Origin of the sequence: Saccharopolyspora sp. 6M, assembly GCF_020176775.1 — a bacterium.
Lineage (GTDB): Bacteria > Actinomycetota > Actinomycetes > Mycobacteriales > Pseudonocardiaceae > Saccharopolyspora_C > Saccharopolyspora_C gregorii.
This window is the reverse complement of the sequence record NZ_JAIUJZ010000162.1, coordinates 1-15,488: the sequence shown is the minus strand read 5'-3', so window position 1 is coordinate 15,488 and position 15,488 is coordinate 1. Positions and strand designations below refer to the sequence as shown.

The window sequence follows — 15,488 nt, the reverse complement described above, 5'->3', positions numbered from 1 at the left end:
CTCGGCGGGGGGGTCGTGGTCGGCGGGGGCCCTGGGGGGCCGCCCGGCCCCCCCGGCGGCCCCCCCCCGGGGGGGGGGGGCGGGGCGGGCCCCCCTCGGCCCAGCTACTTCGCGGCGTTCTTCTGCCGCCGGCCGTAGCGGGCCTCGAAGCGAGCCACCCGGCCACCGGTGTCCAGAATCTTCTGCTTGCCCGTGTAGAACGGGTGGCAGTTGGAGCAGACCTCGACCGTGATGTTGCCGGCCTTGCTGGTGCTCCGGGTGGTGAAAGTGTTCCCGCAGCCGCAGGTCACCTGGGTGGCGACGTACTCGGGGTGAATGTCCGACTTCACGCGTGTCCTCCTGTTCGGGGCCGCCGGGTCCTCGCCGACGATCATCGCGAGGTGAACCGGAGCCGACTCGGCCTGTCATTCTGCCAGACCGAAGGCGCTGACCTGGAACGCAGTCGCCGAGCACGTTATTCCTGGCGAGCGGCTCGCCCGACCGCCCGGCGCGGGCAGGCGACCGCCCGCCGAGCGGCCGCCGCGACGCGGTGCGAACGGACCCGTCCGCCAGCATCCTTGATCCCGTGCTGTGCCCTGCGCTGCGTGACCTCACGGTCCGGATGTGGATCCTGCTGCCGCCGCTGTTCCTCGTCGGCGCGAGCGGCGTGGCCGCGCTGGTGTCCTGGTCCTTCCAACCGGGACGGCCCGGGCTGGAGGTGTCGCCGCCGGTGCTGCTGGGGTTCGCCGCGGGGCTCGCGCTGTTCACCGGCGGGAAGGTGCGCTGGTCCCGCGACTGGCAGCGCCGCTGGCTCCGGTTCGCCTACCCGGCCGCGCTGTTCGGCTGCGCGCTCGGCGCCGACCGGGTGCTGGTGCCGCTGCTGCCGACGCTGCTGCTCGGCGGGGTGGCGCTGGTGGCGCTCGTGGTCGTCGCGGTCCGCGGTGCGGCGCGGACCTGCGAATCCCGCTGACCGCTCCCTGATCCCCCCAGCTTTCCCGCGCACCCGCGCACCCGCGCACCCGCGAGGAAGGGAACCTTCCGGTCACCGGTGGCAGGAAGGTTCCCTTCCTCGCACGGCGGCGTGCGCCGACGCGGGGGGGGGGGGGGGGGGGGGGGGGGGGGGGGGGGGGGGGGGGCGCGGGGGCCGCGCCCGGCCGCCCCCCCGCCCGGGGGCCCCCCCCCCCCGCGGGGGGGGGGCGCCCCCCCCCCCCCCCCCCCCCCCCCCCGCTGCGGAGACCTCAGTTCGCGGGCAGCGGCGCGACCCCGCGGTCCGCCAGCATCCCGCGCATCAGCTCGCTCTCGGTGCCCTGCGAACCCAGCATGTTCGCCGCGAGCCCGCGCACCGGTTCGAGCCCGGCGTGCTCGGCGCCGTAGCGGGCCATCGGCGCCCCGCCCTCGTGGTGGCGCAGCATCAGCTGCAGGAAGTACGCGTCGAACGCGGGACCGTCGAGCCCGCGCAACCGGTCCAGCTCCGCGGTGTCGGCCATGCCGGGCATGGTGGCCGCGCCGGAGCCGGTGGCCGCGCCGTGCATCGAGTGCTGCTCCATGCCGTGCTCGTGCCCGCCGGAACCCATCCACCGCATCGGCGAGGTGCTGCCGGTCGGCTCGTCCCACAGGTTCAGCCAGCCCTGCATCCGACCGATCTGGTCGCGCTGGTTGGTCTCGATGTCGAACGCGAGCTGGCGCACCGCGACGTCCGCCGCGTGCTCCCTGGCGAGCGTGGCCATGGTCACGGCCTGCTGGTGGTGCGTCGACATGTCCTGCGCGAACCCGATGTCGACGGCGCTCGGTGCCGGTTCGGAGTCGTGCGAGGGGGTGGCGATGAGCAGCCCGCCCGCGCCGCCGAGCAGCAGCAGGGCGGCGGCCGCCACGACGGCGATGGCGATGCGCACCGGCATCGACGCGTCGGGGTTCTCCTGGGTGCTCACCGGGTCACCGACCGCCCATCTCGCCCTGCGCCTGCTGGGTGCCCTCCCCGCTCATCGGGATGGCGTCCGCGGGCGGCGGGCTCGCGTCGAACGGCGGCGGGTTCTGGGTGTCGAACGCGCCCGGGTAGGCCTGGCAGGAGCCGCCGATCTCCGGGTAGACGTTGTTCGGGTTCTCCTTGAGCGCGGTGATGAACTGGTCGATGCGCGCGTCGTCCGGGCTGTCCAGCTTCAGCTGGTGGCCCCAGGACTGCAGGGAGATCGGGGAGTCGAGGCCCGGGTACGGCGACATCATCGTGTAGGGCTTGTTCTCCACCCGGCGGGCGAGCTTCTCCTTGCCCGCCTCGTCGATCCGCGCCGGGTCGTAGGCGATCCAGATGGCGCCGTGCTCCAGCGAGTGCACCATGTTCTCGGTCCGCACCGCGTTCGGGTAGACGACGCCGGTGCAGTCGGCCCAGATCCCGTCGTGCGGGCCGCCGTAGGGGGGCGTCTTGTCGTAGGCGACGCGCTGGGCCGGAGTGACGTGCTGCTGGCCCGGGTACTCGGCGGTGACGACGCCGGGGATGCCCTTGGACGGGTCCGGGTTCTCCGGGCTCGGCTTGAACGGTGCGGCGGCGGCTTCCGCCTTGGCCTGCGCCTCCCGCGACTCGGCCTGGCCGGCGTAGCGGACGTAGGCGTAGCCGAAGACCACGACCGCGACGAGGAGCACCACTCCGACTCCGGAGATCGTCGCCCACGGGATCGAGCGCTGCTGCACCACGGAACCGCGCGCCTTGCGCATCGCCTTGCTCTGCTTACCGCTCGCCATGCTGTCCGGACCTCGTCTCGCCATCGGTCGCCAGGTGACCCGGCTCGCCAGTCTAGGGATCCCACGGCCACCGGAGGGCGTACGTCGAACACGTCGTGGGTCACGTTCTCACACCGAGGTCACCGCCCGATCACCTACCGTGCACGCGACGGGCCCGGCGATCGCACCCGTTCGCTGAACAGCGGCGACGCATCCTTAGACTTCTCCAGGTGACTCCCGCCGCGCTCGCTGATCTGGTCCGCAACGCCGCCGTCGACGTGCTCTCCGCACGTGACCTGGACGTTTCCGTGCTCCCGGAGACGGTGACGGTGGAGCGCCCCCGCAACCCCGAGCACGGCGACTACGCGACGAACCTGGCAATGCAGGTCGCGAAGAAGGCGGGCGTGCCGCCGCGCGACCTGGCGACCTGGCTGTCCGAGGCGCTGGCCGCGCAGGACGGCATCACCGAGGTGACCGTCGCCGGGCCGGGCTTCCTGAACCTGCGGCTGGCCACCGACGCGCAGGCCGGGATCGTGCGCGACGTCGTCACCGCCGGAGCCGGGTTCGGCCGCGGCGACCGCTACCAGGGCCTGCGGGTGAACCTGGAGTTCGTCTCGGCGAACCCGACCGGCCCGATCCACCTGGGCGGCACCCGCTGGGCCGCGGTCGGCGACGCGCTGGGCCGCACCCTGTCCGCGCAGGGCGCCGAGGTGGTGCGCGAGTACTACTTCAACGACGCGGGCGCGCAGATCGACCGCTTCGTGCTGTCGCTGCTGGCCGCCGCGAAGGGCGAGCCCGCGCCGGAGGACGGCTACGGCGGCGACTACATCGCCGACATCGCCCAGCGGGTGCTCGCCGCCGAACCGGGCGCGCTGGAGCAGCCGGAGGCCGAACGGCACGAGACGTTCCGGCGCGTCGGCGTGGGCCTCATGTTCGAAGAGATCAAGCGCAGCCTGCACGAGTTCGGCACCGACTTCGACGTCTTCTTCCACGAGGACTCGCTGCATGCCTCCGGCGCGGTGGAGACGGCCGTCGCGCAGCTGAAGGAATCCGGGCACCTGTACTTCGAGGACGGCGCCTGGTGGCTGCGCTCCACCGAGTTCGGCGACGACAAGGACCGGGTGGTGATCAAGAGCGACGGGGGCACCGCCTACATCGCCGGGGACATCGCCTACCTGCGGGACAAGCGGGGCCGCGGCTTCGACCTGTGCCTGTACATGCTCGGCGCCGACCACCACGGCTACGTGAGCAGGCTCAAGGCCGCGGCCGCCGCGTTCGACGACGACCCGAACGCGGTCGAGGTGCTGATCGGGCAGCTGGTGAACCTGGTGCGCGACGGGAAACCGGTGCGGATGAGCAAGCGCGCGGGCACCGTCGTCACCCTGGAGGACCTGGTCGAGGCGGTCGGCGTGGACGCCGCCCGCTACTCGCTGACCCGCTCCTCGGTGGACTCGGCCGTGGACATCGACCTGGACCTGATCAGCAAGCGCAGCAACGAGAACCCGGTCTACTACGTGCAGTACGCGCACGCCCGGCTGTCCTCGTTGCAGCGCAACGCCGCGTCCCTCGGCATCGACCGGGGACCGGTGCAGGAGGCGGACCTGTCGCTGCTCTCCCACGAACGCGAGGGCGACCTGATCCGCACGCTCGGCGAGTACCCGCGAGTGGTGCTCTCCGCCGCCGAACTGCGGGAACCGCACCGCATCGCGCGGTACCTGGAAGAAGTGGCCAGCGCCTACCACAAGTTCTACGACGCGTGCCGCGTGCTGCAGCCCGGTGATGACCAGGCGAACGCGCTGACGATCGCGCGCCTGCAGCTGTGCGAGGCGACCCGCCAGGTGCTGGCCAACGGTCTGGGGCTGCTCGGAGTGAGCGCCCCCGACCAGATGTGACCGACGACGTCCACGCCCGGCGTTCGGGCGGCCGCGCCGGGGAACGGCTCCCCGGCCGGCACGAATCCGCAGAGGAGCCGCGATCATGCGCGCCCATCCCGCCGGACCTCGGCACGCCGAGGTCCTGTTGCCGGGCAGCACAGCCGGGCCGGTCCCGGCGGACGAGTCCGAGCTCGACGAGTTGCACGCGGCGGTGTGGCCGCGCGGTGCGCACCGGGAGGACGACGGCGCCGTCTCCTTCGCCGGGACGGACGTGCGCGAACTCGTCCGCGAGCACGGCACCCCGCTGTTCGTCCTCGACGAGGCCGACTTCCGGTCCCGCTGCGCCGAATACGCGACCGCGTTCGGCGACCCCGCATCCGTGCACTACGCGTCGAAGGCGTTCCTGTGCACCGAGGTGGCCCGCTGGGTCGCCGAGGAAGGCCTGAGCCTGGACGTGTGCAGCGGCGGTGAGCTCCGCGTCGCGCTGCGCGCCGAGTTCCCGCCGGAGCGCATCACGTTCCACGGCAACAACAAGTCCACCGCGGAGCTGGCGACCGCCGTGGACGCCGGCGTCGGTTCCGTCGTGCTGGACTCGTTCCACGAGATCGCCCGCCTGGACCACCTGGCCCGCGAACGCGGTGTCGTGCAGCCGGTGATGATCCGGGTCACCGTCGGTGTCGAAGCGCACACCCACGAGTTCATCGCCACCGCGCACGAGGACCAGAAGTTCGGGTTCTCGCTGGCCGCGGGCAACGCCGCCGAAGCGGCCCGCCGCGTCATCAAGGCCGACGGCCTCGACCTGGTGGGCCTGCACAGCCACATCGGTTCGCAGATCTTCGACGACGACGGTTTCGGCCTGTCCGCGCACCGGGTGGTGTCGCTGCTGGCCGAGCTGCGCGCCGAGCACGGCGCCGAAGCGCTGGGGAACCTGACCACCGTGGACCTCGGCGGCGGCCTCGGCATCGCCTACACCCCCGACGACGACCCGCTGCCGGTGCGGGAGCTGGCGACCCGGCTGCACGACGTGGTCCGCAAGGAGTGCGACCTCGCCGGGTTCGAGCCGCCGCGGGTGGCCGTCGAACCGGGCCGCGCCATCGCCGGGCCCGGCACGGTCACCGTCTACGAAGTGGGAACGATCAAGGACGTCGAGCTCGACGGCGGCGTGTCGCGCCGCTACGTGAGCGTGGACGGCGGCATGAGCGACAACATCCGCACCTCGCTCTACGACGCCGTCTACGACTGCAGGCTCGTCTCCCGATCGGCCGAAGCGCCCCCCGTGCTGTCCCGCATCGTGGGCAAGCATTGTGAGTCCGGTGACGTTGTGGTGCGAGACTGCTGGTTGCCGGAGGACATTGCTCCGGGCGACCTGCTGGCCGTCGCCGCGACGGGAGCCTACTGCTACGTGATGGCGAGCAACTACAACCGACTCCCCAAGCCGCCGGTGGTCGCCGTGCGGGACGGGCGGTCGCGACTGCTGCTGCGCAGGGAGACCGAGGACGACCTGCTCCGGCTGGAGGTGTGAGTGATCGAGGACCGTGAGCCGATCCGCGTCGCGCTGCTGGGCTGCGGCACGGTCGGCACCGAGGTACTGCGCCTGCTGCAGGGCCGCCCCGAGGAGTTCGCGGCGCGGACCGGTGCACCCGTGCAGGTCACCGGCGTCGCCGTGCGGCGGCTCCACAAGCATCCGAACGTCCCCGAGCAGCTGCTCACCACGGACGCCGCCGCGCTCGTCGACGGCGACGTGGACGTGGTGGTGGAGCTGATCGGCGGCATCGAACCGGCCCGCTCGCTGCTGCTGCGCGCGCTGCGCAGCGGCAAGTCGGTGGTGACGGGGAACAAGGCGTTGCTGGCCGAGCACGGCTCGGAGCTGTACGCCGCCGCCGACGAGTCCGGGGCGGACATCTACTTCGAGGCCGCCGTCGCCGGGGCGATCCCGCTGCTGCGCCCGCTGCGCGAATCCCTCGCCGGGGACCGCATCAACCGGGTGATGGGCATCGTCAACGGCACGACGAACTACATCCTGTCCGCGATGGACTCCACGGGCGCCGGCTACTCGGAGACCTTGGACGAGGCCGGGCGGCTGGGCTACGCGGAAGCGGATCCGACCGCCGACGTGGACGGCTTCGACGCGGCGGCGAAGGCCACCATCCTGGCGTCGCTGGCGTTCCACACCCGTGTCGCGGCCACCGACGTGCACCGCGAGGGCATCTCCGGCGTCACCCCCGGCGACATCGCGGCCGCGAAATCGCTGGACCGGGTGGTGAAGCTGCTGGCGATCTGCGAGCGCGTCGTCGCCGAGGACGGCACCGAATCGGTCTCGGCCCGCGTGCACCCGGCGATGATCCCCCGGGACCACCCGCTGGCCGGGGTCGGCGGCGCCTACAACGCGGTGTTCGTGGAGGCCGAGGCCGCGGGGAGCCTGATGTTCTACGGCCAGGGCGCCGGCGGGGAGCCGACCGCGAGCGCGGTGCTGGGCGACCTCGTCGCGGTGGCGCGGAACCTGGTCGTGGCGGGCAAGGGTCCGCGCGAGTCGGCACACGCGAACCTGCCGGTGCAGCCGATGGGCGCCACCCCCACCCGCTACCACATCAGCCTCGACGTGGACGACAAACCGGGCGTGCTGTCCCAGGTGGCGGCCACGTTCAACGACAACGATGTGAGCATCTCGGTGGTGCGCCAGGCGGGCAGGGGCGAAGAGGCCAGCCTGGTCGTGGTCACCCACACCGCCACCGATGCGGCCCTGAAATCCACAGTGGACAAGATTGCCGGGTTGGCCTCGGTGCGCGAGGTCGTCAGCGTGATGCGCGTGGAAGGTGAACCGTCGTGACTTCGAACATCCAGGGTGCGCCCGCGAGGGCCGGGTGGCCCGGCCTCATCGAGGCGTACCGGGACCGGGTGGAGATCCCCGAGGGCGCCCGCGTGGTCACCCTGCAGGAGGGCGGCACCCCGCTGGTGCCCGCGCAGCACCTCTCCGAGCTCACCGGCTGCGAGGTCCACCTCAAGGTCGAGGGCGCGAACCCGACCGGTTCCTTCAAGGACCGCGGTATGACGGTCGCCATCACGCACGCGCTCGCCGCGGGCAGCAAGGCCGTCATCTGCGCCTCGACCGGCAACACCTCCGCCTCGGCCGCGGCCTACGCCTCGCGCGCCGGGCTCACCTCGGCGGTGCTGGTGCCGCAGGGCAAGATCGCGATGGGCAAGCTGGCGCAGGCCGTGGCGCACGGCGCGAAGATCCTGCAGGTGCAGGGCAACTTCGACGACTGCCTCGAACTCGCCCGCAAGACCTCCGCCGAGCACCCGGTGACGCTGGTCAACTCGGTGAATCCGGTGCGGCTGGAAGGCCAGAAGACCGCCGCGTTCGAGATCTGCGACGTGCTCGGCTCCGCCCCCGACGTGCACTGCCTGCCGGTGGGCAACGCGGGCAACATCACCGCCTACTGGAAGGGCTACGCGGAGTACGCCGCGGACGGCGTGATCCCGTCCACCCCGCGGATGTTCGGCTTCCAGGCCGCGGGCGCCGCGCCGCTCGTGCACGGCGCGCCCGTGCTCGAACCGGAGACGATCGCCACCGCCATCCGGGTCGGCAGCCCCGCCTCCTGGCAGCACGCGGTGTCCGCGAAGGACGCCTCCGGCGGCCTGTTCGCCGCGGTCACCGACGAGCAGATCCTGCACGCCTACCGGCTGCTGTCCTCCCGGGAAGGCGTGTTCGTCGAACCCGCCTCCGCCTCCAGCGTCGCCGGGCTGCTGGCCGCGGTCGAGGACGGCCGGTTGCCGCGCGGGTCCCGCGTCGTGTGCACCGTCACCGGGCACGGCCTCAAGGACCCGGACACGGCGCTGTCCGGCATGGTCGAGGTCGAGCCGCTGCCGGTCGACCCGCGCGCCGTGGCCACCGCGCTGGAACTGGTGTGAGCCTGCGGGCCGGCGGTGGGGTGCGGGTCGTGGTGCCCGCCTCCACCGCCAACCTCGGCTCCGGGTTCGACGCGCTCGGCATGGCGCTCGCGCTGCACGACACCGTGCACGTGGCGGTGACCGGCGGCCCGCCCGGCAGCGCGGTGGTGACCGCCGAGGGCGAAGGCGCCGGATCGATCCCCACCGACCACGAGCACCTGGTCGTGCGGGTGCTGCACCGCACCTGGTCCGAGCTCGGCGTGCCCGCGCCTGCCGTCCGGTTGCGCTGCCGCAACGCCATCCCGCACTCGCGGGGGCTGGGTTCCTCGGCCGCGGCGATCGTCGCCGGGGTCGCGGCGGCCTACGAACTCGCCGGTTTCCCGCTGCGCGAGACCAAGAACCTCGAACAGGCGCTGCACCTGGCCGCCGACTGCGAAGGCCACGGCGACAACGTCGCGGCCAGCCTGCTCGGCGGCGTGGTGATCGCCTGGCAGGAGGCGGACCGGTTCCGCGCCGCCTCGCTGCCCGCGCATCCGGACGTGCACCCGATCGCGCTGGTCGCGGGCGGCGAGTCCGCCACGCACACCACTCGCGGATTGCTGCCCGAGCGGGTTCCGCACGCGGACGCCGCGTTCGCCGCGGGCCGTGCCGCGCTCGCCGTGCACGCCCTCACGACCGACCCGTCGCTGCTGCTGGCCGCCACCGACGACCGGCTGCACCAGGACTACCGGGAATCGGCGTGGCCGAACACCATCGAGCTGGTGCGGCGGCTGCGCGCGGCAGGCGTGCCCGCCGCCGTGTCCGGCGCCGGACCGACGGTGCTGGCGCTGCCCGCGGGCGGTGAACTGCCCCGCACGGTGGACACCAGCGGGTTCACCGCGCTGCGCCTTCCGGTCGATCGGCGCGGCGTTCAGGTGATATCCGAGCCGACGACGGCGGAATGACCGGCCCGGGCCGACCATTCCGCCGCGCGTGGTGGTACAAAGGACATGTCGGCAGGACGTCAGGACTGCACGGCAGGTGTTCCGAAACGGTGGATGCTCCGGCACGGCCGATTGCGCGAACACCGTGATCGAACGAGGGCGTGCCACGCCTGCGGAGGTTGTTGCACCTCGGTGGCGAGGCGTCTACCCTCAAGGTCAATCAGTCACCGCGCGCTCGGCGCCGGTGCCGCATCCGGAGCTTCGTTCTCCGGGGCACATTTCCCGCTGGTGAATCGACTCCACTCCACACGGGTGAAGATCAGGATCTGCGGGTTGCCGGACGCGGTGGCAGAGGCAGGAGTTGTCAACTCAATGGGGTTCGCGCGGGGCTGCCGACCTGTGGGTTCCGGCCGACGCCGCATGGGGGCCTGACCGCGATGGTCATGCTTTCGACGCGATCGACGCCGGATCGGCGCACCCCGGTGCCCGTCGTCCCGATTCCGCTCTGCGGCAGATCGGGCCGGACCGGAAATCACAGCGCTCCCCGTGAACGACGACATCTGAGTGAGGCGGCAGCAGGGCGTGCATCGGCGAGTGTGGATCGGAGTGGATGCGTCGCACGTGCACCGTGGTTCTGACACGCAGGAGCGTGAAAACCGCACCGCGCAACGGCATTCGGACGAGCACATGACCCGGGTACCTCCCACCGCCCGGTGCTGCTGGTCCCCCTGATCGCCGACGTCGATCGAGCCGCGCGTGCGTGTTGAACTCGACCGGCATCGGGCTGGTAGCACATCAAGGCCGTTCCGCTGACAACAGCGGGCGGGCAATCCGCTGGGTCGCGTAGGAGGCGCGGTCCGGTCAGGAAGGACATTCGTGAGCAACACCGAACTGTTGAGCAGCGAGACGACCAACGGCGTCTCCCAGGCTGGCCAGCAGGAGTCTGAGCAGCCGTCCGCGGGCGCCGAGACCAACGGCGCCCCGCGCCGCCGCGGCGGGCTGTCCGGCATGGTCCTCGCCGAGCTTCGACAACTCGCCGGGGAACTGGGGATCGACACCAGCGGCCTGCGCAAGGGCGACCTGATCGCGGCCATCAAGGAGCGGCAGGGCGGCGCCCCCGCCAAGCCCCGCGCGGCCGCCAAGCCTGCGCAGGAGGACGCCCCGGCGCAAGAGACCGCGCCGAGCCGCGGCAAGTCCCACCAGCCCGCGCTGGACGAGACCGACTCCGCTGCCCAGCAGCAGGACTCGGGCTCGGACTCCGGCAACAACGGCTCCGCGCCGAACCGCGGGCGCTCCCGGCGCCAGCAGCCCGCCGAGCAGGGCGGTGAGGACGAGGGCCGCCGCGGCAACCGCCGCCGTCGCTCCTCCAACCGCTCCGGCGGCAACCAGGACCAGGGCGACGAGCGCGGCCAGGACCGGGGCGACCGGCAGAACGACCGCGGCGACCGGGGCGACAACCGGGACCGCGACAAGGACAACAACCGGGGTGACCGGGGCGGCCAGGACCGGGGTGATCGCGGCGACCGGGGTGGCCAGGACCGGGGCGACCGGCAGAACTCCCGGCAGCAGCAGGACAAGCAGGACAACCGTCCGCAGGACGACTCCGACGAGGACGGCGGCCGCAGGCGCGGACGCCGCTTCCGGGACCGCAGGCGCAACCGCGGCCGTGCCGAAGGTGGCGGCAACGAGCCCGAGGTCCGCGAGGACGACGTCCTGCTGCCCGTCGCCGGCATCCTCGACGTGCTGGAGAACTACGCGTTCGTCCGCACCTCGGGCTACCTCGCCGGGCCGAACGACGTGTACGTGTCGCTGTCGCTGGTCCGCAAGTACGGGCTGCGCCGCGGTGACGCGATCAAGGGCGTCATCCGGCAGCCCCGGGACAACGAGCAGCAGCGGCAGAAGTTCAACCCGCTGGTCCGCGTCGACTCCATCAACGGCCTCGAACCGGAGGCGTCGAAGGGCCGCTCGGAGTTCCACAAGCTGACCCCGCTGTACCCGAACGAGCGACTGCGGCTGGAAACCGAACCGCAGAACCTCACCGGCCGGATCATCGACCTGGTGATGCCCGTCGGCAAGGGCCAGCGCGCGCTGATCGTCTCGCCGCCGAAGGCGGGCAAGACGATGGTGCTGCAGGCGATCGCCAACGCGATCACCACGAACAACCCGGAATGCCACCTCATGGTGGTGCTCGCCGACGAGCGCCCCGAAGAGGTCACCGACATGCAGCGCTCGGTCAAGGGCGAGGTCATCGCCTCCACCTTCGACCGCCCGCCGTCGGACCACACCACCGTCGCCGAGCTGTCCATCGAGCGGGCCAAGCGGCTCGTCGAGATGGGGCACGACGTGGTCGTGCTGCTCGACTCGATCACCCGCCTCGGCCGCGCCTACAACCTCGCGGCCCCCGCGTCCGGCCGGATCCTCTCCGGTGGTGTCGACTCGACCGCGCTGTACCCGCCGAAGCGGTTCCTCGGCGCGGCCCGCAACATCGAGAACGGCGGCTCGCTGACCATCTTCGCCACGGCGCTGGTGGAAACCGGATCCACGATGGACACGGTGATCTTCGAGGAGTTCAAGGGCACCGGCAACGCCGAGCTCAAGCTGGACCGCAAGCTCGCCGACAAGCGGCTGTTCCCCGCCGTCGACGTGGACGCCTCCAGCACCCGCAAGGACGAGATCCTGCTCGCACCCGACGAGCTCACCGTCACGCACAAGCTGCGCCGGGTGCTCGCCGCGCTGGACGCCCAGCAGTCGCTGGAACTCCTGCAGGAACGGCTGCGCAAGTCGCGCACCAACATCGAGTTCCTGATGCAGGTCGCCAAGAACGCCCCCGGTGGCAAGGACGACAACTGACGTCCGAACCACGCACGGACCGGCCCGCACCTCGCGAGGGGTGCGGGCCGGTTCGTTTTCACCTGGTGCGAGGAAGGGAACCTTCCTGTCACGCCGTTCCACGGGCCACGTCGGTGGTGCGAGGAAGGGAACCTTCCGGTCAGTCGAACTCCGGGACCCGACTCCGGGCTCAGCTGTGCGCCCCGGCGTGGAAGGGAACCTTCCTGTCACCGGTGCGGTGAAGGGAACCTTCCGATCACCTCCGGCGCCCGCCTGGACCGTGGTCCGGGCGCAAGAACCTGCCGTCAGCCGATCACCAGGTGAGCGCTTGGCACCGCCGGGCACACTCGGTCGGCTCGACCTGCAAGGTGGCGTGTTCGATCCGGTACTGCTCGGCGAGCAGCCGTTGCGCGGCGGTCAGGACGTCCCCGTGGTCGGCCCCGGCCGGAATCGTGAGGTGCGCCGAGGCGACCTCCATGCCGGAGGTCAACGTCCACACGTGCAGGTCGTGCACCTCCTTCACCGCCGGCAGCGCGGCGAGGTCGCGGTGCATCGCGTGCACGTCGACGCCTTCGGGCGCCTGCTGCACCAGGATCCGCAGCGCCTGCCCGGCGAGCTTCCAGGTGCGGGGCAGCACGAACAGCCCGACGGCGACGGCGACGATGGGGTCGACCAGGTACCAGCCGAAGGCCCAGGCGAGCGCGCCGCCGAGCAGCACGCCGACCGAGCCGATGGTGTCGGCGAGCACTTCCAGGTAGGCACCGCGCAGGTTGATGCTCTCCCCCGCGCCTTCGCGCAGCAGCAGGAACGCGACCACGTTCGCGGCGAGTCCAGCCGCCGCCGTGATCATCATGGGCAGCCCGGCGACCTCCGGCGGATCCTGGAAGCGCCCGACGGCCTCGACGAGGATGTAGCCGGCGACCGCGAACAGCAGCACCGCGTTGGCGAGGGCGGCGAGCACTTCGATGCGGTACCAGCCGAAGGTCCGCTTCGCCGAGGCCGGGCGGCGCGCGGCGGTGATCGCGGCGAGCGCCATCCCCACGCCCAGCACGTCGGTCAACATGTGCCCGGCGTCCGAGAGTAGGGCGAGCGAGGACGTCAGGTACCCGACGACCGCTTCCAGCACGAAGAACGCCAGCAACACCCCGAACGCCATCGCCAGGCGCCGCGAGTACCGCCCGGAAGCGCTCGCGGGCGATGCAGTCCCGTGCCCGTGGCCGTGCCCGTGGCCCATCACGAACCTCCCCTTCGCCTACCGCCACCATGATATATAGCGAGATGCGCATGAATGCAATGGAGGGTCCACCCACTGGACGCGACCGCACGCCCGCGAACCTTCACCCCCTTCCGGTTCGCGCCGGAGCGTGCGCTAAGCTGACCTACGTCAACAACAGCAAGCCCTCGTAGCTCAGCGGATAGAGCACTGCCCTCCGGAGGCAGGTGTCGCAGGTTCGAGTCCTGCCGAGGGCGCATAGCAAGACCAGTGAAATCCGCCCCTGAGCAGCTAAAATACCCCAGGGGCGAATTTCCTCATGCGTCACTGTCTGCCACTGGCGGGTAAGGTCTGTCGTAGTTCACGGACAATGCGCGGACAAGAGGTTCCGGCGCGGGTGTCACGGCTTCCAGCCGAAGAACTCGTCCACCCGTTGCCGCGCGATCACGTCTTGCCCATGCAGGCACCCTGCGTAGATCTCCAGCAGCACGGCCACTGATTGGCCCGCCCACCGAGCAACGGTGGCAGGATCAACGCCAGCGGTGAGCCACGAACTCACAGCAGCGTGCCGGAGAGAGTACGGGCGCCGGCAGAGCCGCGTTGCCAGAACGTCCGTAGTGAACGTCTCCGTGCGTGCGGCTCTCCATACCCGCACGTAGGTCATTTTCGGGACGTCCTCTCCACGCTCCCCGGTGAACACCAGGCCTCCCTTGCCCGTCCCATACCGGGCGAGGTGACGGTGCAGCATCGCGGTGAGCTCAGGAGAACACGGCACCGGTCGCCCTTCATCCCGTGCCCTACTCTTGAGCCCCCTGGGTTCGCGAGCCTTATCCGTCCCGGTCCAGTGCCGCCCAGCATGGGGGTGGGCACCCTCGACGTAGATCTCCCCCCAACCCTCCCTTGGGAGATCCAGGTTGCTCACCCGCAGCGCGACAGCTTCCTCCGGGCGCAGTGCGGCGAAATACATCACGCCGAAGAACGCTTCGAGCCTCGGGCCGCTTCGCTCGATGGAAGCAATCTCACGCAGCAGTGTTCGGGCCTGCACCGGGTTCGGGACGGTTCGGGGATCGACCGTGCGATTTCCCTTCGGCATTGACGTCCACTTCTCGCCGCCGAGCGGGTTGACCTCCAGAGCGTCCTCCTTCACTGCGTAGGTCAAGAATCCCGACAAGACCGAACGAGTCTTACGTGCCACCGAAGGCGCGTACTTCGCGCCAGACAACTTCGTCGTAACCACCTTTTCGAGGGCATCCAGTACTCGACGCTCCCCCACCGTGCTCACCGGCAAGCTGTTCCGCGAGCACCAGTCAAGAACTTCCTTGACCTCAACCGGTACCTCCGCCGAACGCTTCGGCGGATTGAAGGCCCATCCGCGCAGCGCCGACCGGATGACGCGATCATCGGGCTTCCCCCGAGCGTTCGAAAGAAACACGGGAGCGACGCGAATCAGCGCTTCCGCGAGAGTCTGACGAGTCGTCGCTGCGGAATCCGGCCACTTCAGGTCGATGTACTTGCACGCGAGGTCAAACCACGGCTCGTCACGAGCCTTACGCCCCATCGACGCGGGGAGCCCAGTGACCGTGTCGAACGGCTCCCCCCTATTCTGCGCCGACTTCAACTCGGAGCGGAAGCCATCGGCCTGCGTGAACGACTTGAACGACTCGTAGAACTCTCTGCCTTCTACGAGCCATCGAACGCCGTAGCTCGTCACCTTGCCCTTGGCGTTCTTCCGGGGCTTGATACTCCACACGCTCACGTCGAAGCTGGCTGGCATCAGGCGGCCTCCCTGCAGGTGTCAATCCACGCGTCGAGATCTGCGCGGGCGATGCGAAGTTCACCGTTCGGCAGCTTGGTGCACGCCGGGGCGGTCTTCTTCGCGCGCCACTTGTAGAAGGTGTCCCGCGAGATCTCGAACTCGCGGCAGAAGCCCTCGATAGTCAGGTATTCACGGCGCGGCATCTGGGCCCTTTCGCTCGTGCGGTCAACGCTCGGCACTGCTGGTTCGTGCACTGTGTGTGATGGTGCGGCCGGTGGTGGGCTGGGTTCACTGAGGCTGGAGCAGTGGGGGGG

General features: G+C 71.0%; 13 protein-coding genes and 1 tRNA gene. 8 read left to right on the top strand and 6 right to left on the bottom strand.

Going from position 1 to position 15,488, the window contains the following annotated elements:
• Positions 1–104: 104 nt before the first annotated feature.
• Positions 105–329 (bottom strand): 50S ribosomal protein L31, encoded by a 225-nt coding sequence (gene rpmE, locus LCD31_RS20740; RefSeq protein WP_224960393.1) that lies wholly within the window; start codon positions 327–329, stop codon positions 105–107.
• A gap of 236 nt (positions 330–565) precedes the next feature.
• On the opposite strand from rpmE, the gene LCD31_RS20735 reads away from it, so the two are divergent.
• Complete coding sequence (locus LCD31_RS20735) at positions 566–949, top strand: hypothetical protein (RefSeq protein ID WP_224960391.1); 384 nt, start codon at positions 566–568, stop codon at positions 947–949.
• 268 nt (positions 950–1,217) lie between these two features.
• Here LCD31_RS20735 and LCD31_RS20730 read toward each other — a convergent pair whose 3' ends face one another.
• Both LCD31_RS20730 and LCD31_RS20725 read right to left on the bottom strand, forming a co-directional pair.
• The gene (locus tag LCD31_RS20730) at positions 1,218–1,907 is read right to left on the bottom strand and encodes a DUF305 domain-containing protein (RefSeq protein ID WP_224960389.1); all 690 of its coding nucleotides are present in this window, start codon (positions 1,905–1,907) and stop codon (positions 1,218–1,220) included.
• Between the two features lie 4 nt (positions 1,908–1,911).
• Complete coding sequence (locus LCD31_RS20725) at positions 1,912–2,712, bottom strand: DUF3105 domain-containing protein (RefSeq protein ID WP_224960387.1); 801 nt, start codon at positions 2,710–2,712, stop codon at positions 1,912–1,914.
• A 209-nt stretch (positions 2,713–2,921) separates the two neighbouring features.
• Between LCD31_RS20725 and argS the strand changes: the two genes are divergently transcribed.
• From argS to rho, 6 genes are all read left to right on the top strand, one after another.
• Positions 2,922–4,583 carry an arginine--tRNA ligase gene (gene argS / locus LCD31_RS20720; protein WP_224960385.1) on the top strand — a complete coding sequence of 554 codons (1,662 nt, stop codon included), beginning with the start codon at positions 2,922–2,924 and terminating at the stop codon, positions 4,581–4,583.
• An 85-nt stretch (positions 4,584–4,668) separates the two neighbouring features.
• Positions 4,669–6,087, top strand: a complete 1,419-nt coding sequence (gene lysA, locus LCD31_RS20715) for a diaminopimelate decarboxylase (RefSeq protein WP_224960383.1) — start codon at positions 4,669–4,671, stop codon at positions 6,085–6,087.
• Positions 6,088–7,392 carry a homoserine dehydrogenase gene (locus LCD31_RS20710; RefSeq protein ID WP_224960381.1) on the top strand — a complete coding sequence of 435 codons (1,305 nt, stop codon included), beginning with the start codon at positions 6,088–6,090 and terminating at the stop codon, positions 7,390–7,392.
• Positions 7,389–8,474: a threonine synthase gene (gene thrC / locus LCD31_RS20705; RefSeq protein ID WP_224960379.1), complete on the top strand. Its 1,086-nt coding sequence runs from the start codon at positions 7,389–7,391 to the stop codon at positions 8,472–8,474. The genes LCD31_RS20710 and thrC overlap by 4 nt, the downstream gene beginning before the upstream one ends.
• Before the next feature lie 2 nt (positions 8,475–8,476).
• Entirely contained in the window at positions 8,477–9,397 is a 921-nt protein-coding gene (gene thrB / locus LCD31_RS20700; protein WP_224960394.1) for a homoserine kinase, read from the top strand.
• Between the two features lie 855 nt (positions 9,398–10,252).
• The gene (gene rho, locus LCD31_RS20695; RefSeq protein ID WP_224960377.1) at positions 10,253–12,226 is read left to right on the top strand and encodes a transcription termination factor Rho; all 1,974 of its coding nucleotides are present in this window, start codon (positions 10,253–10,255) and stop codon (positions 12,224–12,226) included.
• Positions 12,227–12,518: 292 nt separating this feature from the next.
• Here the strand turns inward: rho and LCD31_RS20690 are convergent, their stop codons facing one another.
• Entirely contained in the window at positions 12,519–13,439 is a 921-nt protein-coding gene (locus LCD31_RS20690) for a cation diffusion facilitator family transporter (RefSeq protein ID WP_224960375.1), read from the bottom strand.
• A gap of 163 nt (positions 13,440–13,602) precedes the next feature.
• On the opposite strand from LCD31_RS20690, the gene LCD31_RS20685 reads away from it, so the two are divergent.
• Positions 13,603–13,675 (top strand) — tRNA-Arg (locus LCD31_RS20685).
• Between the two features lie 143 nt (positions 13,676–13,818).
• Here the strand turns inward: LCD31_RS20685 and LCD31_RS20680 are convergent.
• Positions 13,819–15,192 (bottom strand): tyrosine-type recombinase/integrase, encoded by a 1,374-nt coding sequence (locus tag LCD31_RS20680; protein WP_224960373.1) that lies wholly within the window; start codon positions 15,190–15,192, stop codon positions 13,819–13,821.
• Complete coding sequence (locus LCD31_RS20675; RefSeq protein WP_224960371.1) at positions 15,192–15,428, bottom strand: AlpA family transcriptional regulator; 237 nt, start codon at positions 15,426–15,428, stop codon at positions 15,192–15,194. Before LCD31_RS20675 ends, LCD31_RS20680 begins: the two co-directional genes overlap by 1 nt.
• Between the last annotated feature and the right edge of the window lie 60 nt (positions 15,429–15,488).